Origin of the sequence: Promicromonospora sp. NPDC052451 (genome assembly GCF_044547525.1) — a bacterium.
Taxonomy (GTDB): domain Bacteria; phylum Actinomycetota; class Actinomycetes; order Actinomycetales; family Cellulomonadaceae; genus Promicromonospora.
This window is the reverse complement of the sequence record NZ_JBIUAP010000005.1, coordinates 81,674-101,409: the sequence shown is the minus strand read 5'-3', so window position 1 is coordinate 101,409 and position 19,736 is coordinate 81,674. Positions and strand designations below refer to the sequence as shown.

Below are 19,736 nucleotides of genomic sequence, written 5' to 3'. Positions count from 1 at the left end.
CCCCATCTTTGTGCAGAGGCGCCGAACATTCTATTCGGGAATGTGTCCTGGACCCGCACACGACCGGATGCCTACCGTCGCCCTATGAACATCGGCGTTCCCACGGAGACCAAGAACAACGAGTACCGCGTGGCGGTCACGCCCGCCGGCGCGCACGAGCTGGCCCGTCGCGGCCACGCCGTGCTCGTGCAGGCCGGCGCGGGACGGGGTTCAGGGTTCACCGACGACGCCTACCGGCTCGCGGGCGCGCGCCTGGTGGACACGGCCGACGAGGTCTGGGGAGAGGCCGAGCTGCTGGTCAAGGTCAAGGAGCCGATCGAGCCCGAGTACGGCTTCATGCGGCCGGACCTGACCCTCTTCACCTACCTGCACTTGGCTGCCTCCGCGCCGTGCGCCGAGGCGCTCCTGGCGGCGGGGACCACTGCCGTCGCCTACGAGACGGTGCAGCTCGCGGACGGTTCGCTGCCGCTGCTGAGCCCCATGAGCGAGGTCGCCGGGCGGCTGTCCGCGCAGGTCGGCGCCTACCACCTGATGCGCCCGCAGGGCGGCACGGGGGTGCTGATGGGCGGTGTCGCCGGCACACCGAAGGCCAAGGTGGTGGTGATCGGCGGCGGCGTGGCCGGCGAGCACGCCGCGGCCAACGCGCTCGGGATGGGCGCCGACGTCACCGTCCTGGACGTCTCCCTGCCCGCGCTGCGCCGGCTCGAGGTGCGGTTCGGCGGAGCAGTGACCACGCGCGCCTCCACCACCTACGACGTGGCGGAGCAGGTCGAGTCCGCGGACCTGGTCATCGGGTCCGTCCTGGTGCCCGGCGCGGCGGCCCCCCGCCTCGTCACGGACGCCATGGTCAAGGCGATGCGGCCCGGTGCGGTGCTCGTCGACGTGGCCATCGACCAGGGCGGCTGCTTCGAGCACTCGCGCCCCACCACCCACGACGCCCCGACCTTCGCCGTCCACGACACCCTCTACTACTGCGTGGCGAACATGCCGGGTGCCGTGCCCGCGACGTCGACCCGAGCGCTGACCAACGCGACCCTGCCGTACGTGGCCGCGCTCGCCGACCGGGGCTGGCGGGACGCGCTGCGCGCCGACGCGGCGCTGGCCCGGGGCCTGAACACCCACGCCGGGCAGGTCGCCAACCAGGGCGTCGCCGACGCGCTCGGCGTCGCCGCCGTCCCGCTGACCGAAATCCTCGCCGGCTGATCGCCCGGACCGCCTACGATCGGCGCGTGGAGCCGCTGCGCGTCGTCGTCTGCCCCGACTCGTTCAAAGGGAGTCTGTCCGCGTCCGAGGTCGCGTCCGCCGTCACCGACGGTGTGCTGGACGTGGCCCCGGACGCCGTCGTCACCCGCCTGCCCATGGCCGACGGCGGTGAGGGGACGCTCGCCGCGCTGCTCGCCGTCTGGGGCGGGCAGCCGCTGACCGTCGAGACGGTCGACGCCATCGGCCGCCCCGCGTCGGCCCGGTGGGCCGTGTCGCCCGACGGACGCACCGCCGTCGTCGAGCTCGCCGAGGCCAGCGGCCTGCCGCGCGTCTCGGACGTGCCGCTCCAGCCGCTGCACGCGAGCACACGTGGTACCGGCGACGTCGCCCGCGCCGCACTGGACGCCGGGGTCGGCGAGATCCTGCTGTGCCTGGGCGGGTCCGCGTCGACGGACGGCGGGGCGGGCATCCTGACCGGCCTCGGCGCCCGTCTCCTCGACGCCGACGGTCGCCAGGTGCCCGACGGCGGCGAGGGACTCGCGTCCGTCGCGTCCCTGGACCTCACCGGGCTGCACCCGCGGGCCCGCGAGGTGCGCTGGCGGCTCGCCGTCGACGTCACCAACCCGCTGGTCGGCGAGCACGGTGCCGCGCACGTGTTCGGGCCGCAGAAGGGGGCGCGGGACGGCGTCGTGGACTTCCTCGACGACGCCCTGCGGCACTGGTCCGGGGTGCTGGAGCGCGAGACCGGGCAGGCCGTGGCCGAGGTGCCCGGCGCGGGTGCCGCCGGCGGCGTCCCGGCCGGCCTCGTCGCGGTGCTCGGCGCCGAGACCACTCCGGGCGCCGTGCTCGTCGCCGAGACCGTCGGCCTGCCGGCCGCGCTGGCCCACGCCGACCTCGTGATCACGGGCGAGGGCTCGTTCGACTCGCAGTCGGTGCGCGGCAAGGTGGCCGACGGCGTGGCCCGCCTCGCCGCCGCATCACCGACCCGCCCGCCGGTGGTCGTCGTGGCCGGTCAGGTGCTGCTGCCGGAGGCACAGGCCCGCGCCGCCGGGATCGCCGCCGCGTTCTCGATCGCGCCGGGGCCGGTCGAGCTGGACGACCTCATCGCCCGCACCGCCACGCGGTTGCGGGACGTCGCGGCGGCTGTCACGAGCCTGGTTGGCGCGGCGCGGCGCTGATCTCCGGCTGGGCTCTGGGTGATTTCTGGCTGGCTTTGTCTGGGCTGCGGTTGGGCTCCGAGGCTCCGAGGCTCCGAGGCTCCGAGGCTCCTGTGCTCCTGTGCTCCTGTGCTGCGGGGCTGCGGGGCTGCGGGGCTGCGGCTGAGCTCGGGGCCTCGGCGCCCGGTGCTGCGCGCCGAGGTCGGTCACTTGTTCGTCAGGTCGGCAGTTTGCCTCGAGGTCGGCACAGGCCTGTACCGACCTCGAGGCAAACTGCCGACCTCGGCAAGGAGACTGCCGACCTGGGGGCAGACTGCGACCTGGACAGCCTGGCGACCTGGACAGCCCGCCGGACCTGGACAGCCCGCCGGACCTGGACTGCCTGGCGACCTGCACAGCCTGCCGGACCTGGACAGCCTGCCGGACCTGGACAGCCTGCCGACCTGGACGGCCCGCCGATGTCCGGGTGGCAGGACGCCGGTCAGCTCGGCTGACGGACCGGCGAGGCAGGTCGGTTCCGGTCGGGGTCGGCCGTGTCACGCCGGGTCCGGAGCCACACGACGGCGCCGAGCGCGGCGACCACCTGCATCAGGCCGGTGACCACCAGCACCGGGCCGGCCCCGAACGCGCCGATCAGTGCGCCGCCGGCCAGCAGCCCGGCCGACGCGCCGCCGGCGTGCAGCACGGTCTCGGCCGTGAACGCCGTGCGGCGCTCCGCGCCGGTGGTCCGGTCGACGATGAGCGCGTTGAGGGCCGCGATCCCGAACGGCATCGTGATACCGCCGACAGCGGACACCAGGCCGACGGCGGCCAGGTCGGGCGCGGCGACCGGCAGCGCAAGGTACGCGAGGCCGAACACCACCCAGGAGATCACGATCGCCGGGATGCGCGGCACCCGGTCCACCACGAGCGGCGCGACGAACGACGCCCCGACGGTGGCGGTGCCGTAACCCGCCATCCCGGCTGCGATCAGCTCGCCCGGGCGGCCGAGCTCCGCACCGAGCAGGGCCAGGCCCAGCGTGAAGCCGAACCACGTGACGCCGCCGACTCCCGCCAGTCCCAGGCCGACGGCCAGGTCCGGGTGGGCGCGCAGCAGGGCGCGCACCGAGGAGCCGTCGTCGCTGCCGGCCGTGCGCCCGTCACCGACTCCCGCGCCGCCCTCTGTCCCGGCGGCCTCCCCGGCCGGCGCGACATCTGCCCGCCCGGCATCTGCCCGCCCGGCATCTGCCCGCCCGCCGTCGTCGAGCACCACATCGTCCTGCACCACATCGTCCTGCACGGCACCAGCCGTCCGCGCGGCCGGGACCGTGAGCATCACCGCGGCGGCCAGTGCGACCGCCGCCGCCTCGCACCACAGCAGCGGCTCGGTGCCCCAGACGACCAGCAGCCACGCACCGAGGGCGGGCGCGAAGATCATGGACGCGCGATGCGCCAGGTCCTGCCAGGCCAGCGCCTTGGGGCCGACGCCGGGCGGGATCCCGGGCAGCTCCGCCAGGTCGGCGGTCAGGGCGCGCTGCGCTGGTGCGAGCAATGCCGAGGCGGCCCCGGTGACCAGGCCGGACGCACACAGCACCACTGCGCCGACGCCCACGGTGGCCGCCGCGACGGGCACCAGGGCGAGCCCGAGCGCCTGGACGACGAGCAGGACGGCCAGCGCCCGGCCCGACGTGAGGTGCGGTCGCAGGCGCCGTCCCCACCAGGCGGAGGTGAGCAGCGGCAGCCCGGCGAAGCCGCCGACGAGGCCGGTGGTCCAGGCGTCGCCCGTCTGGTCGAGCGCGACCAGGGGCAGGGCGACGGCGGTGATGCGCTGACCGGTCCAGGTGACGAAGGTCGTGGCGGTCAGCGTGACGAGGTGAGGATGACGCACCCTGCCATCGTGCGGGTGCACGTCGCGGGCCGGTAGACGGCTGCCCCGCATGAGCAGGCATAGGCTGGTGCTATGACCTCATACCCCACGGTCGAGGACCTCCGCCTGGTCGACGCCGTCGCGCGGCACGGGTCCCTCGGCGCGGCGGCCCGCGAGCTGCTGGTGAGTCAGCCCTCGGCGAGCCAGCGGCTCGCCGCGCTGGAACGGCGCGTGGGGGTCACGCTGTTCGAGCGGGACACGACCGGCGCCCGGCTGACGGCCGCGGGGCGCGAGTTCAGCGACCAGGCCGCGCACGTGCTCGACCACCTCGCGGCCATCGTCGAGCGCACCCTGTCGGCCGCCCAGTCGCGCACCGTCTCCGTGGGCGCGTTCCCCAGCATCGCGGGCACGCTGTTCGCGGCGCTGGACGTGCTGCTCGACGACGCCGTGGTGCAGCCCGTGGTGGACCACGGCCCGAGGCTGCTGGAGTGGGTGGAACGCGGCACGCTCGACGCCGCCTTCACCGGCATCGCGAAGCAGGTGCCCATCGCCCGCGGCCTGGTGGTCACCGAGGTGGGGCGCCACGACCTGGTGACGCTCCTGCCCGACGGCGCCCCCGAACCCGGCCCGGGCCGCCGGCCGTACGCCGGGCAGACGGTCGTCTACTGTCCGCTCGACCTGAGCGGGGACGCCCTGCACCGCCGGCTCACCGAGCTCGGCGCGCACGCCCGGCCCGGCGCGACGGCGGAGGCCGCGGTGCGGACGGCGCGGGAACGGCGGTGCGCCGTCGTCGTCCCGGACATGGTGGCGCGCTGGTACGCCGCGCCGGGCGACCGGACGGTGCCCGCACCGACCCGGGGGCGCGTCACGCTGTCGATGGTGACGCGGAGCCCTGCCCCGGCAGTGCTGCTGGACGCGCTGCCGGGCTTGCGCGACCGGCTCCGCACGGGGAACGTGCACGCCCGGTCCTAGCCCGGTCGTCCCGCGGGAATGCGTGACCTGGTGTTCTGACAGCATGTCGCTTCGATGTCACGTCCCGTTCGTCCCTCTGCGGGCGTGCCGGACCGCCGGACGGTGGAAAGATGTCCGCATGCCCGCCAACACCCCCCAGTCCGCGGCGCACGTCGCCGCGCCGTACGACGCCCTGCTGCTCTACTCCTTCGGTGGCCCGAACCAGCCCGAGGACGTGGTGCCGTTCCTCCGCAACGTCACCGCGGGCAAGGGCATCCCGGACGAGCGGCTCGAGGAGGTGGGCGAGCACTACTACGGGTTCGGCGGCAAGAGCCCCATCAACGAGCAGAACCTCGCGCTGAAGGCGGCGCTCGAGGCCGAGCTCGCCAGCCGGGGCATCGACATCCCGGTCGTCTGGGGCAACCGCAACTGGGAGCCGTACACCAACGACGCGGTCGACGAGCTGGAGAAGCTGGGCGCTGAGCGCGCCGTCGCGCTCGTGACCAGCGCGTTCTCCTCGTACTCCGGCTGCCGCCAGTACCGTGAGGACCTCGCGGTCACGCTCGACAAGCGTGGCCAGCTGGGCCCCGACGGGTCGACGGGCGTGCAGTTCGACAAGATCCGCTCCTACTTCAACCACCCGGGATTCGCGCAGGCCAACGTCGACGCCGTCGTCGAGGCGTACGCCGAGCTCGCGGCGCAGGGTGGCTCCGGTGCGGACGCGCGGCTCGTCTTCGTCACGCACTCGATCCCGGACACCATGGAGGCCGCGTCGCGGATCTCCCACGCCACCTACTCCGAGCAGCACCTGGACCTCGCACGGGTGGTCGCGGCCCAGGTGGCCGAGCGCGTCGGGCACCAGGTGCCCTGGGACCTCGCGTACTGCTCGCGCTCGGGCCCGCCCAGCCAGCCGTGGCTGGAGCCCGACGTCAACGACCACCTGGAGGCTCTGTCCGGCCAGGGCGTGCGCGACGTGGTGCTCTCCCCGATCGGGTTCGTCTCCGACCACATGGAGGTCGCCTACGACCTCGACACGGAGGCCCTGGCCACGGCGAAGGACCTCGGCATGACCGCCGTGCGGGCCGGCACCGTGGGTACGCGCGAGCCCTTCGTCGCCGGCCTGGTCGACCTGCTGCTGGAGCGGGCGGCGATCGCGCGCGGCGAGGAGGTCGAGGAGGCCACGGTCGGCGCCCTGCCGGCCTTCCGCTCGGTCTGCGCGCCGGGCTGCTGCCTGCGGCGCGACGGCGAGCCGAGCGGCGTCCCGGCGCTGTGCAGCACCGATCTGTACTCCTGAGGCCCGAGCGACGGCCGCGAGCGAGAGGTACGACATGAACGACGCACACGTGCACGGGGACACCGGGCACGAGATCGACACCACCGCCATCAACGAGGGCATCCGGTACACGATGTTCTCCGTCTTCTCCGTCACCGAGACGCTCCCCGCGGACGACGCCGAGCGCAAGGCCGTCGTGGCCGAGGCGGAGGCTGCGGTGGGTGGCGGCTTCGACCCGGCGGCGACGTCGGGCGACCTGGTGACCCGCGGCTGGTACGACGTAGGCGGCCTGCGCTCGGACGCGGACCTCATGCTCTGGACCCACGGCCCCTCGATCGAGTCCGTGCAGGGCGCCTACCAGCGACTGCGCGCGTCCGAGCTGGGCCGCTCGCTGGAGCCGGTGTGGTCGGTCGCCGCCCTGCACCGACCGGCCGAGTTCAACCGCGGCCACGTGCCGGCATTCCTCGCCGGTGAGACGCCGCGCGACTACCTGTGCGTCTATCCGTTCGTGCGGTCCTACGACTGGTACCTGCTGCCCGAGGACGAGCGCCGCACCATGCTGCGCGACCACGGCATGGCGGCCGCGGGCTACAAGGACGTGCGGGCCAACACCGTCTCGGCGTTCGCGCTCGGCGACTACGAGTGGATCCTCGCGTTCGAGGCCGACGAGCTGCACCGCATCGTCGACCTGATGCGTGACCTGCGTGCCACCGAGGCCCGCCGGCACGTGCGCGAGGAGGTGCCGTTCTTCACGGGGCCGCGCACCACCCTCGCGGACTGGGCGGACCGGCAGCCCCTGAGCTGACCGCCGCCCGCCGGGTGAGCGGCTAGCCCGGCAGGGTCGCGGCCAGGGCCGTCGCGCCCAGGTCGTCGTCCTCCAGGACGGTCACCGTCAGCCCGGCCGCCGCCATGTGCCCGACGGCGGCGCTCACCTGGCCGGAGCCCGTCTCGACGAGCAGGTGCCCGCCCGGGCGCAGCAGTCCCGGCGCCAGGTCGATCACGCGTCGCAGGAGCGCCAGCCCGTCGTCCCCGCCGTCGAGCGCGGCGCGCGGCTCGTGGTCGCGGGCCTCGGGCGGCATCATCGCGATGGCCGCGGACGGGACGTAGGGCGCGTTCGCGACGACGACGTCGGCGCTGCCCCGGACCGACGCCGGGAGGGGCTCGGCGAGGTCCCCCGTGCAGGTGTGGGCGCGGAGCCTGCCGGGTTGCCGCCCGTCGGCCCCGTCCGGCCCGGTCCGGTCGGTGACCGGCGGGTGGCCTGCGCGCGGCGGCAGGCCCGTCCCTGCGGCCCGCGCCGCGGAGGACTCGGCCGTCAGCGCCGCCAGGTTCTCGTGCGCGCAGGCCGTGGCGGCCGGGTCCACGTCGGCGGCGTGCAGCTCGACGTCGTGCCCCGCGGCGAGGAGCCGGGCGGCGACCGCCCCGCCGAGCGCGCCGCAGCCGCAGCAGAGGTCGACGACGAGGACCGGGCCGGCCGTCTCAGGGCCCGGCGCGTCCGGCTCGGGCGGGGTGTGCGTGTCCGACGCGGTCGCGCGGGCCGCCGGGGTCCGGTCCGGCATCGCGCGGCGGGCCGCCTCGCGGACCAGCAGCTCGGAGCGCTGCCGGGGCACGAACACCCCGGGGGCCACGGTCCAGCGGCGGCCGTCGAGCTCGGCCCAGCCCACCAGGTGCTCCAGCGGGAGCCCGCCGACCCGGGCTGCGGTCAGCTCGTCGAGGCGCGCGGCGTCACCGCCGGCGGCCTCGGTCAGGATGCGGGCCTCGTCCTCGGCGAAGACACAGCCCGCGGCGCGCAGACGCGCGACAAGGTGCTCCATGCCCCTGAGAGTAGGCGACATCGGCTGGCCGGAACGAGATCGGTCCCTTGCCCCGAGATCGGTCCATTAACGGACCGATCTCGGGGCAAGGGACCGAAGTCGTGGCGACTTGACCGTCAGGGGTACAGGCCCCGGATCTGGTGCGCCTCCGCCACCCGCTTGACGCCGATCACGAGCGCGGCGTCACGCAGGGACAGGCTCTCGCGCTTGGCCAGGGCGGACACCTCCGCGTACGCGGTGGTCATGCGGTGCTCCAGCTTGTCGGCGATCTCCTGCTCGGTCCACCAGTAGGTCTGGTTGGCCTGGACCCACTCGAAGTAGGAGACCACCACGCCGCCCGCGTTCGCGAGCACGTCCGGGACCACGGTCACGTCGTTCTTCGCGAGCAGGGCGTCGCCGGCCGCGGTCGTGGGGCCGTTGGCGCCCTCGACCACCCAGCGGGCCTTGACGTCGCCGGCCGTGGTCTCGTCCAGCACGCCCTCGATGGCGGCGGGCACCAGCACGTCGACGTCGAGCGCGAGCAGCTCCGTGTTGGACACCGGGTCCGCGCCGTCGAAGCCGACCACGGAGCCCGTGCGCCGCACGTGGTCCATCAGGCGGGGGACGTCGAGGCCGTCGTCGGCCCGGACACCGCCGTACTGGTCGCTCACGGCGACCACGCGGGAGCCGCGCGCCGCGAAGATCTCGGCGGCGTGCGAACCCACCTTGCCGAAGCCCTGGATGGCGACGGACACCTCGGTCAGGGGCACGCCCGCCTCGGCGAGCGCGGCGCCCGTGACGTGCACGATGCCCGCCGACGTGGCGGTGCCGCGGCCCAGCGAGCCGCCGACGGCCAGCGGCTTGCCGGTCACGACGGCGGGGATGGTGTAGCCGCGGTTGACCGAGTAGGTGTCCATCACCCATGCCATGGTCTGGGCGTCGGTGCCCATGTCCGGGGCCATGATGTCGGTGTCGGGGCCGATCATCGGCATGATCTCGGAGGTGTACCGCCGGGTCACACGCTCCAGCTCGGCCTGCGAGTAGCCGCGGGGGTCGATGGCGACGCCGCCCTTGGCGCCGCCGTACGGCAGGTTGACCACCGCACACTTCCAGGTCATCCACATGGCCAGCGCCCGCACCTCGTCGACGTCGACGGAGGGGTGGTAGCGCAGGCCGCCCTTGCCCGGGCCCAGGCTCACGTTGTGCTGCACGCGGAAGCCGTGGAACAGCACGGTCTCACCGGTGTCGCGGCGCAGCGGCACCGACACGTGGATCTCGCGACGCGGGGTGGCAAGCATGCGGTGCAGGCCCTCGTCGTAGCCGAGGATCTCGGCCGCCGTGGCGAGCTGCGCGTGCGCGGTCGCGAGGGCGGACCCCTCCTCGGGCGAGTCGGACGGGGAGAAGGCGGGCGATGCTGCGGGGGTGGACGTCGTTGTCGTCGTCACGTAGGTCCTCCGGGGGAGAACGGCGCCTGCGCTGTGCGAGCAGGACGCGGGTTGCGCGGCGCGGGGTTTGCGCCTCGTCATCAACCGTATCGCTTCGATGCGGGTGATTGCCCGACGGCGGTGTGTGCGACCGGAGAACTTCCGGTGAGCGGTGATCGCCGGGGCGGGGCGGGCCGGTTCGCGGCCCGGGTCCGGGCCTCCGCGGGGGTGTGCGGAGGCCCGGTTCGGTGCCGGTGCTCAGCGCTCGGTGAGCCGCCAGGCACCCGGGAGCAGCACGCCGGCCAGCACGGCCTTGATCGCGTCGCCCACGAGGAACACGACGGCGCCGGCCATGACCGCGTCGACCGGCGACATGCCCGTCGAGACCGCCAGCCACGGCACGCCGACCGCGTAGATCACCGCGGTGCCGGCGGCGAAGGCGAGGATGGTGCCCAGCACGCCGCGGTCCAGGCCCCGGCGGGCCAGCGCGCCCACGACGAAGCTCGCCACGACGAAGCCGACGATGTACCCGCCCGAGGCACCCAGCACCACCTCGACGCCGGACGCCCCGCCGGTGAAGACGGGCAGTCCGACCACGCCGAGCGCCAGGTACAGCGCCTGGGCCAGAGCGCCGCGTACGGGGCCGATCGCGGCCGCGCCGAGCAGCACGGCGAACGTCTGGCCGGTGACCGGCACGGGCAGGCCCGGGATCGGCACGCGGAGCTGTGCCGCCAAGGCGGTGAGGGCGGCGACGCCCACGACGAGGGCGATGTCGCGTGCGACAGTGCCCGGCAGGAGGTCGGCCAGCACGCGGCGCGGGTTGGAGCGCGGGACCAGGGGGAACGCGAGGGTCGTCATGGTCAACGACAGTAAGCGGTCGGGCAAGGACAGGGCAGCCGTCGTCGCGGCCAGTAACGGGTGGCCCGAGTTGTGCGGGTCGTACAGCCGGGCTACGCCCGGGCACCCGGCGAGCGCCGCGACCGGCTCCGGAACGACGACGGCGTCTCGCCGGTTAGCCGCGCGAACGTGCGCGTGAAGGACGGCTGGTCGTAGAAGCCCGCGGCGGCGGCCACCTCGGCCAGGGGCACGGTGGTGGTCGTGAGCAGGTGGGCCGCGCGGTCGACACGCAGCCGCAGCACGAGCTGCCGGGGCGAGAGCCCGAACACCCGGCGCACCCGGCGGTCCAGGGAGGCGGGGGCGCACCCGGCGAGCACGGCCAGGTCTGCCACGGAGGGCACCTCGCCGTGCTCCAGCAGGTCCTCGACCTGCCCGCGCAGGCGCGCCATGGCCTGGATCGTCGCGTCGTCGGCGTCGCCGGAGCGCAGGTCCTGCGACACCGACACGAGCCCCACGTACGCGCCGGACTCGTCGTGCAGGGGCAGCTTGGAGGTGAGGAACCAGCCGGGCGCCCCGCCCACGTGCCGGATCAGCTCCAGCTCGCCCCGCAGCGGCTTGTCGGTGGTGCGGACCAGCTCGTCCTGGCTCTCGTAGCGCTCGGCGAGCTCGGGCACGAACAGGTCGACGGCGCGCTTGCCGATCACGTCCCGGCGCGACCGCTCCCGCGTGCGGCCCACGAACACCTGGTTGACGACCACGTACCGGCCGTCTGCGTCCTTGGCGCAGAACATGACGCCGGACAGCTCGTCCATCAGGGCGACCATCGCGGGGTTCAGCGCTGTCAGCAGGGCCTTCGCCTCAGGCCGCGCCGCGCCGTTCGGCGTGTTGCTCATCGGGTTCCGATGCTACGCGGCGTACGCCGCCCGCCTTGGCCAAAACCGGTGCGGATCGCGAGTGATCCCGCCAATACATCCGGCGGGCACCGGGTGCACCCTGGAGACATGAAGACCTCTGCCCGGCGCGAGAGCGCCGCACCTGCCGACGTCCCGACCGGGGGCGCAGGCGCACCGGACAGCGCCGCCCCGCAGGCTCCGACCGAGCCCCCCGCGAAGCCCGCCGCCGACACCCTCGTCGAGGACGCCGTCGCCCTCGCCCGGACCTGGATCGGCACCGCCACGGGAGGTACCGCCGGGGCCGCGACGAGCTCCAAGACCGACAAGGCCGTGGCCCGCGCCTCCGCCGCCCTGGGCGCGCTCGTCTCCGACCCCGCAGGCCTGGAGCTCGCCGTCGGCTTCGTCGACGACGTCGCCCGCCCGCAGGACGTCCACGTCGCCGCCAAGGCCCTGGCCCGTCTCGGCGCGAAGGCCGGCAGCGCCTCGTTCCTCAGCGCGAGCGACCGTGCGCTGTTCCGGGCCGGCGCGCTGGCGGCCCCGGTGCTTCCGGGCATCGTCGTGCCGGCCGCCCGCGCCCGCCTACGGCAGCTCGTGGGCCACCTCGTGGCCGACGCCGGCTCCGGTCTCACCGCGCACCTGGCCCGCACCCGGGCCGAGGGCTACACCCTCAACGTGAACCTGCTGGGCGAGGCCGTGCTCGGCAAGGACGAGGCCGCGGCCCGCCTGGCCCGCACGATCGCCCTGGTGGAGCGGCCCGACGTCGACTACGTCTCCATCAAGGTCTCCAGCGTCGCCGCGCAGCTCGTCACGTGGGACCTCGACGGCTCCCGCGACCGCGTGGTCGAGCAGCTCCTGCCGCTGTACCGCTCCGCGCGCGACCACGGCGTGTTCCTCAACCTCGACATGGAGGAGTACCGCGACCTCGCCCTGACCACCGCGGTGTTCACCGACATCCTGGGCCGTGAGGAGTTCCGCGACCTGGAGGCGGGCATCGTGCTCCAGGCCTACCTCCCCGACGCCCTGGGCGCGCTGGACGGCCTCACCGAGTTCGCCGCGAAGCGCGTCGCGAACGGCGGCGCCCGCATCAAGGTCCGCATCGTCAAGGGCGCCAACCTCGCGATGGAGCACGTCGAGGCCGCCCTGCACGACTGGGCGCAGGCGCCGTACGCCACCAAGCCCGACGTCGACGCCAACTACGTGCGCATGCTCGACCACGCCCTGCGCCCCGAGCGCGCGCACGCCGTCCGCATCGGCGCGGCGTCGCACAACCTGTTCCACGTGGCGCTCGCGATCCTGCTGGGCCGCGCCCGCGGCGTCTCCGAGGCGCTCGACATCGAGATGCTCCAGGGCATGGCGCCCACCGAGGCCGCCGCCGTCCGCGACGAGGTGGCCAAGGACGGCGGCCGCGTGGTGCTCTACACGCCGGTCGTGCGTGACGAGGACTTCGACGTCGCCATCTCCTACCTGGTGCGCCGCCTGGAGGAGAACGCGGCCGAGCAGAACTTCCTGCACGCCGCGTTCGCGCCCGCCGCAGCCGCGCCGACACCGCCGATGGACCGGCAGGAGGCCGCCTTCCGCGCCTCCGTGGAGCACGGCGTGCACTACTCGCCGGACGACGTCGCCCCGCGCCGCCGTCCGCGCCCCGAGCCCGCGGTGCCCACCGGGCCGTTCCGCAACGCGGCCGACACCGACCCCGCCGTCGCCGCGAACCGTGCCTGGGCCCAGCAGGTCACGAGCACCCGCTCGGGCTACGTGCCCGCCCTCGCCGAGCCGCTCGCGACGCCCGCCCAGGTGGACGACGTCGTCGCCGTCGCCCGCCGGGCCGGCGCCGCCTGGGCCGACGTGGCCCCTGCGGACCGGGCCCGCGTGCTGCGCGCAGCGGCCCAGCACCTGGAGGCCGCGCGCACCGACCTGGTCGCCGCGATGGTGCACGAGGCCGGCAAGACGGTGGCCGAGGCGGACCCGGAGGTCAGCGAGGCCGTCGACTTCGCCGCCTACTACGCGCAGGCGGCCGAGGCCCTCGACCCGTCGTCGGAGGCCTGGCCGGGCGCCCGGTACACGCCCGACGGCGTCACCCTGGTCACCCCGCCCTGGAACTTCCCGGTCGCCATCCCGATCGGCGGCGTGCTCGCCGGCCTGGCCTCCGGCTCCTCCGTCATCGCCAAGCCCGCCCCGCCCACGCCGCGCTGCCTGGAGATCGCGGTCGAGGCCGTGCACGCGGCCCTGGACGAGGTGGCCCCCGAGATCGGGCTCGACCCGGCGCTCGCGCGCGCCGTCGCGCAGTTCGTCCGCGTGCCCGACGGTGACCTCGGCCGCCGCCTCGTGACGCACGACGGCGTGTCCCGCGTGATCCTGACCGGCGCGATCGAGACCGCGGAGATGTTCGCGTCCTGGCGCCCGGAGCTGCCGGTGCTGGCGGAGACGTCGGGCAAGAACGCGATCGTCGTGACGCCGTCGGCCGACCTCGACCTGGCCGTCGCCGACGTGGTGCGCTCCGCCTTCGGGCACGCCGGGCAGAAGTGCTCCGCGGCGTCCCTGGTGATCCTCGTCGGCTCGGTGGGCGACCCGCGCACCGCCACGGGGGAGCGGTTCCGCCGCCAGCTCGTCGACGCCGTGTCGTCGCTCGCCGTCGGCCCCGCCACCGACCTGGCCACCGTGATGGGGCCGCTCACGGAGCCCGCGCAGGGCAAGCTCCTGCGTGCGCTGACCACCCTGGAGGAGGGAGAGAGCTGGCTCGTGCGGCCGCGTCGCCTGGACGCCGTGGCGCATGAGGCCGGGCTCGGCAAGGGCCGCCTGTGGACCCCGGGCGTGCGCGACGGCGTCCGCCCCGGCTCGTTCTTCCACCTCACCGAGGCCTTCGGGCCGGTATTGGGCATCATGACCGCCCGGACCCTCGACGAGGCGCTCGCGCTGCAGAACGCCGTGTCGTTCGGCCTCACCGGTGGCATCCACTCGCTGGACGACGCCGAGGTGGAGCACTGGCTGGAGCGCGTCGAGGTCGGCAACGCGTACGTGAACCGGCACATCACCGGCGCGATCGTGCAGCGCCAGTCGTTCGGCGGCTGGAAGGCCTCCGTGGTGGGCTCCGGCGCCAAGGCGGGCGGCCCCAACTACGTGGCGCAGCTCGGCCGCTGGGCCGACGCGCCCGACGTGCCGTCGCGCACCGAGGATCCGGCGGGCTGGCTCGCCTGGGCCCGCGCCGACGACGCCCGTGCCTGGCTCACCGAGTTCTCCGCCGAGCACGACCCCTCGGGGCTGGGCGTCGAGTCGAACGTGTTCCGCTACCGGCCGGTGCCGGGCATCACGATACGGGTCGGCGCGGGCGCGCCGGACGTCGAGGTGCAGCGGGTGCTCGCCGCGGCCGCGCGGGCGGGCGTCCCGGCGACGGTCGTCGGGCAGGAGGTCACGGACGAGGCGTTCGCCGAGTCCGTCGCCGACGGCGTGGTGACCGGCCGCATCCGCGTGGCGGGCGAGGCCCCCGGCCTGCGCGACGCGGCCGCGAGCCGCCTCGGCTCGGTCACGGTGCTGGACGGCCCGGTCCTGGCGAGCGGCCGCCGCGAGCTGCTGACGATGCTCCGCGAGCAGGCGGTCAGCCGCACGATGCACCGCTACGGCCACCAGCGCACCGCGTAGGCGGACGCAGGAAGGTGTCTCTCCCGCAGCTCGGTTGCTCTGTGTAGACGATGTCTACGCAGAGCAACCGAGCTGAGCGGGCAGGGTCATCCCAGGGAGCGGCGAGGTGCGGCCGCGCGCGGCGTCCCCGCAGCCGGGCCTCAGGCGGAGTCGCCCTCGATGAGGCGGGGGGCGAAGATGCGGCGCTCGTCGCGGACCGGACGGCCCGCGACCAGGTCGACCAGCATGCTCGTCGCCGCCCCGACCATCTGGACCACCGGGTTGTGCACCGTCGTCAGGCGCGGTGACGTCGTCTCGGCGATGCCGAGGTCGTCGAACCCGACCACCGAGACGTCGCCGGGCACGGACCGGCCGCGCTCGGCGAGCACCCGCAGCGTGGCCTCGGCCATGAGGTCGGACGCCGCGAAGATCCCGTCCAGGTCGGGGTGCTGGTCCAGCAGACGGGCGGCCGCGACGGCCGCCCCCGCCACGGTGAAGTCGCCCTCGACGATCGCGTCGTCGGGCAGGCCGGCGTCGCGCAGGGCGTCCCGCCAGCCGGTCATCCGGTCCACACCGGCGGGCATGTCGAGCGGTCCGGTGATGGTGCCGATGCGGCGCCGCCCGCGGTCGATCATCCGCTGCGTGGCGAGGCGGCCGCCGGTGACGTTGTCGACGTCCACGTAGCGCAGGCCGCGCGAGAACTGCGGGTCGGGCTCGAACAGGCGCCCGACGAACACCGCGGGCAGGCCCGCCGGGCCGAGCTCCGTCTCGAGGTGGTCGCCCCGGTGGTGCGAGGCCACGATCACGCCGTCCACATGGCCGCTGCGCAGGTAGCGGCCCACGCGCCCGCGCTGCTCGCCCGGCCGGGCGAGCAGCAGCACGAGCTGGAGGTCTGTCCCGGCCAGCCCCTCGCTGACGCCCGCGAGGGTGCCGGAGAGGAACGGGTCGGTGAGGATGCGCTGGTCCGGCTCGGGCACCACGAGGGCGATCGAGTCGGTCCGCCGGGTCACGAGCGAGCGTGCGGCCCGGTTCGGTGCGTACCCGAGGCGGGCGACGGCGTCGTCCACCGCCGCCTGCGCCTCGGGGGAGACGCGCAGGCCACCGTTGATGGCGCGCGACGCAGTGGACCGGGACACCCCGGCCGCCTGTGCCACGTCATCCAGGGTGGGTGGGCCTGAGGTCGTCACGCCTGGGGAACCGCCTTGTCGTCGCCGTCGTCGTCAGGGCGCGCCGGCCGGTCCGGAACGGCGTTGGCCCGCGCGACCTGACCGTACCAGCGGCCGGACGCCTTGACCGTGCGCTCCTGCGTCTCGTAGTCGACACGCACGAGCCCGAAGCGCTTGCCGTAGCCCCACGCCCACTCGTAGTTGTCGAGCAGCGACCACCCGAAGTAGCCGCGCACGTCGGCACCCTCGTCGATCGCGTCCTTGACGGCGCGCAGGTGCACGTCGACGAACTCCAGGCGCTGCTGGTCGTCCACGAACCCGTCGGCGTCGGGGACGTCCTCGTAGGCGCTGCCGTTCTCCGTCACGTACAGGGCGATGCCGCGCGGGCCGGTGTAGTCCTGCTGCAGGCGCAGCAGCAGCCGGGTCAGCCCCTCGGGCTGCACCTCCCAGTTCTGGGCGGTCACGGGCAGACCGCGCGGGTGGGTGTACGCGCCGTCGCCGCCCGGGAACGGGGACGACGACGGCCGGGTCACCGGGGCGCCGCCGTCCAGCGGGTGCTCCGCGGGCCGCGCCGACACGGCGTTGCCGTGGTAGTAGTTCACGCCCAGGGAGTCGATGGGCGTCGAGATGATCTCGAGGTCGCCCTCCTGGATGTGCCGCTCCAGCCCGTACTCACGCACGTCCTCCAGCACGTCGGCCGGGTAGGCGCCGCGCAGGATCGGGTCGGCGAAGATGCGGGTGAACCCGCCGTCGAGCCGGCGCGCGGCGTCGACGTCGGCGGGGTCGTCCGGGTCCAGCGGGTCCTCGACCTCGAAGTTGAGGGTGATGCCCAGGTTCGCGTCGGGCGCCCGCTCGCGCAGCGCCTGCACGGCCAGGCCGTGGGCGAGCATGAGGTGGTGCGCGGCGGCCAGGCCGTCCTCGCGGGACTGGCGGCCCGGCGCGTGCTGGCCGCCCGTGTAGCCGAGGAACGCGGCGCACCACGGCTCGTTGAGCGTGGTCCACACGTCGACGCGGTCGCCGATCGCCTCGTGCATCGTCACGGCGTAGTCGCGGAACCGGTAGGCGGTGTCGCGGTTCACCCAGCCGTTCGACTCGGCCTCGATCGCCTGCGGCAGGTCCCAGTGGTAGAGCGTGAGCCAGGGCAGGATGCCCGCGCCCAGCAGCTCGTCCACCAGCCGGTCGTAGTAGGCCAGGCCGGCCGGGTTCACCTCGCGCCCGCCCGGGATCACCCGGGCCCACGACGTCGAGAACCGGTAGGCCTTGATGCCGAGGTCCTTCATGAGCGCCACGTCGGCCGGGTAGCGGTGGTACTGGTCGCACGCGACCTCACCGTCGTCCTGGTTCAGGACGGCGCCCGGCACCTTCGCGAACACGTCCCAGACGGAGTCCTCGCGGCCGTCCGTGTGCGCGGCACCCTCGACCTGGTAGGCGGCCGTGGCCGCCCCCCAGAGGAAGCCCTCGGGGAAGGTGACGGTGCCGGACGCGTTGGCCGACGGCGCGGTGCGCGGTGCGCTCGGCGTGAACGGCAGGGCGGTCCCGGGCGCGGGCACGCGGACCGCGGCGGGGTCGGTCTTGAAGCTCTGGGTGAGCTCGCGGGTCATCTGGGTCATCCCTTCACGGCTCCCTGCATGATGCCTGCGACGAGCTGCTTGCCGACGAAGACGAAGATCACCAGCAGCGGCAGCGTCACGAGGAACACGCCGCCCATGACCAACGAGTAGTCCACGAAGTAGTTCGACTGCAGCGACTTTACGACGAGTGGCAGTGTCGGGTTCTCCGAGTTGAGCACGATCGACGGCCAGAAGAAGTTGGTCCACTGCTGGACGAACGTGAACAGGCCCAGCATCGCCGCCGCCGGCCGGGCGGCAGGCAGCGCGATGCTCCAGAACGTGCGGATCATCGACGCGCCGTCCACACGGGCCGCCTCGATGAGCTCGTACGGCAGCGACTCCGACAGGTACTGCGTCATCCAGAACACGCCGAACGCGGTGACCAGGGCCGGCACGATGACCGCCTGGAGCTTGCCGATCCAGTCGAGGTCGGTCATGAGGATGTACATGGGGATGACGCCGAGCTGCGTCGGCACCGCCATCGTCGCGATGACGAACACCAGCAGGGGGCCGCGCCCGCGGAAGCGCAGCTTCGCGAACGAGTACCCGGCCAGGGTGGAGAACAGCACGACCGACACCGAGACGAGGATCGCGATGATCAGCGAGTTCGCCAGGGCTTTCCAGAAGTTGATCTGGGTGGACTCGATGACGGTCCGGAACTGCGTGAACAGCGACAGGTCGGGGAGCCACTGCGGCACCGCGTTGCGTGAGATCTCGACCGGGTCGGACGAGCCGAGCAGCAGCGTGAAGTACAGCGGGAAGGCCGAGACGAGCAGCACGATCCCGAGCAGGGTGTAGACGATCCAGCCGGCGCGGCGGTTCGGACCGCCGGCGGCCTTCCGGGCCCGGCGGCGAGCGGCCGCCTTGGCGGCGCCCGCTCCCGCGGTCTGGGCGGTGACGGCGACGGAGCTCATGCGTTCCCCCTGGTGCTGCTCGTGCGGGTGGCCTTCCTGGCGGCGTCCGACGTCGAGATGCGCCGCGTGACCAGGAAGTTGACGAGGCCGATGAGGACGATCAGGAGGAACAGCAGCCAGGCGACGGCCGAGGCGCGCCCGAGACTGTGCTGGTCACCCCAGGCGAGGTCGTAGAGGTACACGACCGTGGTCATCCAGTTCTGGTCCGGGCCGCCGAGGCCGTACACGTCGAACATGCGGACCTCGTCGAAGATCTGCAGGCCGCCGATGGTCGAGGTGATGACGACGAAGATGATCGTGGCGCGGATCTGCGGCACCGTGATGGAGAAGAACTGGCGCACGCGGCCGGCGCCGTCGATCACGGCCGCCTCGTAGAGGTCGCGGGGAACGGCCTGCATCGCGGCGAGGAAGATCAGCGCGTTGTAGCCCGTCCAGCGGTAGTTGACCATCGTGGCGATGGCGAGGTGGCTGGCGAGCCGGTCGCCGTGCCAGGCGACCGGGTCCATCCCGACCACGCCGAGGATCGAGTTGATCAGGCCGTACTGGTCGGCGAACAGGCGCCCGAAGATCATCGACACGGCGACGGGCGCCACCACGTAGGGGATCAGCACGCCCATGCGCCAGAACGTCGCGGCGCGCAGGTTCTGGTCCAGCAGGGCGGCGATCGTGATCGCGACGATCACCTGGGGCACCGACGACAGCACGAAGATGGACAGCGTGTTGCCCAGGCTCTTCCAGAACGTGGGCTGCGCCAGCACGTCGGAGAAGTTCTGCAGGCCCACGAAGTCGCCCTGCCCGCCGAGCAGGCTCCAGTCGTGGACCGACACGTAGGCCGTGTACGCGAGCGGGAACAGGCCGGTCACCGCGAACAGGACGAAGAACGGTGAGATGTACAGGTAGGGCGAGAGCTTCACGTCCCAGCGGCCGAGCCGCTGGGAGAAGCCGAGCCGGCGCGGCTCGCGCCGCGGTGCACCGGAGCCCGGTGCCGATCGTTGAGGTGTCAGGACAGCCATGTCATCTTCCCGGTCTTCCGCCGCGTCGTCGTCGGGTGGTCACTTCC

The 19,736-nt window shown here is 74.0% G+C and carries 15 protein-coding genes; 6 read left to right on the top strand and 9 right to left on the bottom strand.

Annotated elements, in window-relative coordinates:
- Nucleotides 1-84 precede the first annotated feature (84 nt).
- Both ald and ACIG47_RS10335 read left to right on the top strand, forming a co-directional pair.
- Nucleotides 85-1,203: an alanine dehydrogenase gene (gene ald, locus ACIG47_RS10340; RefSeq protein WP_397430726.1), complete on the top strand. Its 1,119-nt coding sequence runs from the start codon at nt 85-87 to the stop codon at nt 1,201-1,203.
- 26 nt (nt 1,204-1,229) lie between these two features.
- Complete coding sequence (locus ACIG47_RS10335; RefSeq protein ID WP_397430725.1) at nt 1,230-2,381, top strand: glycerate kinase; 1,152 nt, start codon at nt 1,230-1,232, stop codon at nt 2,379-2,381.
- 460 nt (nt 2,382-2,841) lie between these two features.
- Here the strand turns inward: ACIG47_RS10335 and ACIG47_RS10330 are convergent, their stop codons facing one another.
- Nucleotides 2,842-4,227 carry an MFS transporter gene (locus tag ACIG47_RS10330; RefSeq protein ID WP_397430723.1) on the bottom strand — a complete coding sequence of 462 codons (1,386 nt, stop codon included), beginning with the start codon at nt 4,225-4,227 and terminating at the stop codon, nt 2,842-2,844.
- A 72-nt stretch (nt 4,228-4,299) separates the two neighbouring features.
- Here ACIG47_RS10330 and ACIG47_RS10325 point away from each other — a divergent pair, with 72 nt between their 5' ends.
- The 3 genes from ACIG47_RS10325 to hemQ all read left to right on the top strand — a co-directional run bounded on the left by ACIG47_RS10325 (nt 4,300) and on the right by hemQ (nt 7,235).
- Complete coding sequence (locus ACIG47_RS10325) at nt 4,300-5,178, top strand: LysR family transcriptional regulator (RefSeq protein ID WP_397416943.1); 879 nt, start codon at nt 4,300-4,302, stop codon at nt 5,176-5,178.
- 118 nt (nt 5,179-5,296) lie between these two features.
- Complete coding sequence (locus tag ACIG47_RS10320) at nt 5,297-6,451, top strand: ferrochelatase (protein ID WP_397430722.1); 1,155 nt, start codon at nt 5,297-5,299, stop codon at nt 6,449-6,451.
- Nucleotides 6,452-6,485: 34 nt separating this feature from the next.
- The gene (gene hemQ / locus ACIG47_RS10315) at nt 6,486-7,235 is read left to right on the top strand and encodes a hydrogen peroxide-dependent heme synthase (protein ID WP_397430721.1); all 750 of its coding nucleotides are present in this window, start codon (nt 6,486-6,488) and stop codon (nt 7,233-7,235) included.
- Nucleotides 7,236-7,257: 22 nt separating this feature from the next.
- On the opposite strand, the gene ACIG47_RS10310 is transcribed toward hemQ, so the two are convergent.
- The 4 genes from ACIG47_RS10310 to ACIG47_RS10295 all read right to left on the bottom strand — a co-directional run bounded on the left by ACIG47_RS10310 (nt 7,258) and on the right by ACIG47_RS10295 (nt 11,374).
- Complete coding sequence (locus tag ACIG47_RS10310) at nt 7,258-8,241, bottom strand: putative protein N(5)-glutamine methyltransferase (protein ID WP_397430720.1); 984 nt, start codon at nt 8,239-8,241, stop codon at nt 7,258-7,260.
- Between the two features lie 116 nt (nt 8,242-8,357).
- Entirely contained in the window at nt 8,358-9,665 is a 1,308-nt protein-coding gene (locus tag ACIG47_RS10305; RefSeq protein ID WP_397430719.1) for a Glu/Leu/Phe/Val dehydrogenase, read from the bottom strand.
- Between the two features lie 237 nt (nt 9,666-9,902).
- Complete coding sequence (locus ACIG47_RS10300; protein ID WP_397430718.1) at nt 9,903-10,502, bottom strand: biotin transporter BioY; 600 nt, start codon at nt 10,500-10,502, stop codon at nt 9,903-9,905.
- Between the two features lie 92 nt (nt 10,503-10,594).
- The gene (locus tag ACIG47_RS10295; RefSeq protein ID WP_397416928.1) at nt 10,595-11,374 is read right to left on the bottom strand and encodes an AraC family transcriptional regulator; all 780 of its coding nucleotides are present in this window, start codon (nt 11,372-11,374) and stop codon (nt 10,595-10,597) included.
- A 108-nt stretch (nt 11,375-11,482) separates the two neighbouring features.
- On the opposite strand from ACIG47_RS10295, the gene ACIG47_RS10290 reads away from it, so the two are divergent.
- Nucleotides 11,483-15,007, top strand: a complete 3,525-nt coding sequence (locus tag ACIG47_RS10290; RefSeq protein WP_397430717.1) for a bifunctional proline dehydrogenase/L-glutamate gamma-semialdehyde dehydrogenase — start codon at nt 11,483-11,485, stop codon at nt 15,005-15,007.
- Nucleotides 15,008-15,147: 140 nt separating this feature from the next.
- Here the strand turns inward: ACIG47_RS10290 and ACIG47_RS10285 are convergent, their stop codons facing one another.
- Genes ACIG47_RS10285 through ACIG47_RS10270 form a run of 4 tightly spaced genes read right to left on the bottom strand, consistent with a single transcriptional unit; the run spans nt 15,148 to nt 19,689 of the window.
- On the bottom strand, nt 15,148-16,140 hold the full coding sequence (locus ACIG47_RS10285) for a LacI family DNA-binding transcriptional regulator (protein ID WP_397416924.1): 993 nt from the start codon (nt 16,138-16,140) through the stop codon (nt 15,148-15,150).
- A 29-nt stretch (nt 16,141-16,169) separates the two neighbouring features.
- Nucleotides 16,170-17,753, bottom strand: coding sequence for a GH1 family beta-glucosidase (locus ACIG47_RS10280; RefSeq protein WP_397430969.1), 1,584 nt, complete (start codon nt 17,751-17,753; stop codon nt 16,170-16,172).
- Nucleotides 17,754-17,758: 5 nt separating this feature from the next.
- The gene (locus ACIG47_RS10275; RefSeq protein WP_397430716.1) at nt 17,759-18,676 is read right to left on the bottom strand and encodes a carbohydrate ABC transporter permease; all 918 of its coding nucleotides are present in this window, start codon (nt 18,674-18,676) and stop codon (nt 17,759-17,761) included.
- Nucleotides 18,673-19,689, bottom strand: coding sequence for a carbohydrate ABC transporter permease (locus tag ACIG47_RS10270; protein WP_397430715.1), 1,017 nt, complete (start codon nt 19,687-19,689; stop codon nt 18,673-18,675). The genes ACIG47_RS10275 and ACIG47_RS10270 overlap by 4 nt, the downstream gene beginning before the upstream one ends.
- Between the last annotated feature and the right edge of the window lie 47 nt (nt 19,690-19,736).

What these genes read in the sequence shown, in the direction of transcription:
- ald (WP_397430726.1), top strand. Translation starts at nt 85, where the DNA reads ATGAACATCGGCGTTCCCACGGAGACCAAGAACAACGAGTACCGCGTG.
- ACIG47_RS10325 (WP_397416943.1), top strand. Translation starts at nt 4,300, where the DNA reads ATGACCTCATACCCCACGGTCGAGGACCTCCGCCTGGTCGACGCCGTC.
- ACIG47_RS10320 (WP_397430722.1), top strand. Translation starts at nt 5,297, where the DNA reads ATGCCCGCCAACACCCCCCAGTCCGCGGCGCACGTCGCCGCGCCGTAC.
- hemQ (WP_397430721.1), top strand. Translation starts at nt 6,486, where the DNA reads ATGAACGACGCACACGTGCACGGGGACACCGGGCACGAGATCGACACC.
- ACIG47_RS10310 (WP_397430720.1), bottom strand. Translation starts at nt 8,241, where the DNA reads ATGGAGCACCTTGTCGCGCGTCTGCGCGCCGCGGGCTGTGTCTTCGCC.
- ACIG47_RS10300 (WP_397430718.1), bottom strand. Translation starts at nt 10,502, where the DNA reads ATGACGACCCTCGCGTTCCCCCTGGTCCCGCGCTCCAACCCGCGCCGC.
- ACIG47_RS10295 (WP_397416928.1), bottom strand. Translation starts at nt 11,374, where the DNA reads ATGAGCAACACGCCGAACGGCGCGGCGCGGCCTGAGGCGAAGGCCCTG.
- ACIG47_RS10290 (WP_397430717.1), top strand. Translation starts at nt 11,483, where the DNA reads ATGAAGACCTCTGCCCGGCGCGAGAGCGCCGCACCTGCCGACGTCCCG.
- ACIG47_RS10280 (WP_397430969.1), bottom strand. Translation starts at nt 17,753, where the DNA reads ATGACCCGCGAGCTCACCCAGAGCTTCAAGACCGACCCCGCCGCGGTC.
- ACIG47_RS10275 (WP_397430716.1), bottom strand. Translation starts at nt 18,676, where the DNA reads ATGAGCTCCGTCGCCGTCACCGCCCAGACCGCGGGAGCGGGCGCCGCC.
- ACIG47_RS10270 (WP_397430715.1), bottom strand. Translation starts at nt 19,689, where the DNA reads ATGGCTGTCCTGACACCTCAACGATCGGCACCGGGCTCCGGTGCACCG.